The following is a 1,670-nucleotide window of genomic DNA, read 5'->3' on the forward strand; positions in this document are numbered from 1 at the left end:
TTTTTTCATAGTTGAATTCCTTCTTTCTGAAAAATAGAAAATTAAAATGTTACAAGTCATAACTCACACATTTTGCTCAGATCTTCAGATTGTAAATTCATTGGGAGTGTCCATGTTTCCTCACCACATTCTATATCGAAAATCTTAATTTCATGTGTTTATCATGTCTTGTACGGTGATAGTAGCACAACCTTTTTTTGTATGTAAAGCCTTAACTCATATTTTTAGTCTTATAAATTACAACTTATAATTTTAAAAGTTTCATGAACTCAATTGTAATCTATCTTCATGAACTTCAACTTCATCTTTATGGTTTTATACAGAAAAAGATTATTAACAGCCATAAATATACATTTTTAATTAATATTTCTAATTAAACATATTAATATTGATTAATATTAATAATATCAACCATAATTTAAACAAGAATATCCTTACTAGCTATAATAAAAACAGTAGTTATAATACCTTTTAAATCAGTAATATAACCCTTTCATCTTTTTATCTATCTTTAACACAAAAAAGACTCCCGAAGGAGTCTTTTTTATTAATAGACAAATTAGAATTTGTACTTAAGATCTGCACGGTAGAAATCGTTAAGATCGTTACCAGCTTGATCTTTCCAGTTAAAGCCGTAGTAAGCAGTTAAGCCAACATTCTTTTGTAATGCATAGTCAGCTGTTGCCAACCAACCTTTTGCATTTTTATCATATTTTTGAGTCCAAGTGGAATCAATAATTGGCGCATTTTCTTTTTGATCAAAGTATTGAGCTTTTACATCCCAAGCACCTTGTTTTTTAATGTTATAGTCGCCATAACCAACACCTGCAACCCATGCTTGAGATTTTTCAATACCAGATGCTTTCAACCATTCACCGCCAACCCATACTTTTTTGAAGTTAGCATCAGCGTTGAATCCATAAATATTTCTACCAGCGGATTCGCTTGTGTTTACACGATCATAGAAACCACCTACAGTGGCATTTTTACCTACTTTACCATTAAGACCTAAATACGTATGAGTTACGTTAGCCTCTTTAGTCAAGCCTTTAGCATCACCGGATACCATGTAACCATAAGTAGCTTGTGCATTGATTTTATCGTTACCGAAGTTCAATTGAGCACCGTCAAAAGTACCATCAAATGCTAAACCACCACCAAGAGTTTGGCTAAAGCGACCAGCTTTCAAGGATACGCGTTCACCGAATTTGTGATTAACATATGCGCGATCGATTTGAGCATCTGCATTACCACCAGTAGTGGAGTTACCCAATTCGAAGTTACCAGAAGTCAAACGAACTACAGCATCAGTACGTTCATTTACTTTTGCGTTGAATTGTACATATGTAAACCTTTATCTAAAAATTAAGCTTTATAATACATAATTTAAAGTTAAAAAGTTCATGAATGCAGTAATTATCTGCCTTCATGAATAATCTATTTTTTGTATAGAAATAAAAGTAATACTATTTATAATTTTTATTTATATTAATAATGCTAATCAAAAAACTTAAATTATAATAGTAATTCAAAACTATACTATAATACGGATATATTTATTATTATCACTTAATCTATAAGAAAATTAGGTCCTACTTCTATCTTATTATACACATTAATATAAGAATTATTTTTAGGGTTATAGGACAAAACGTGTTGCAAATTTAATT

At 30.2% G+C, this 1,670-nt stretch carries 1 pseudogene; it reads right to left on the reverse strand.

What is annotated here, in order from left to right:
- Nucleotides 1-559: 559 nt before the first annotated feature.
- Nucleotides 560-1,342: pseudogene (locus HMPREF1865_RS09245) on the reverse strand (hypothetical protein); the annotation flags it as partial.
- Nucleotides 1,343-1,670 lie beyond the last annotated feature (328 nt).

Source organism: Veillonella parvula, assembly GCF_001553335.1.
In the GTDB taxonomy this organism is placed as follows: domain Bacteria; phylum Bacillota; class Negativicutes; order Veillonellales; family Veillonellaceae; genus Veillonella; species Veillonella parvula_S.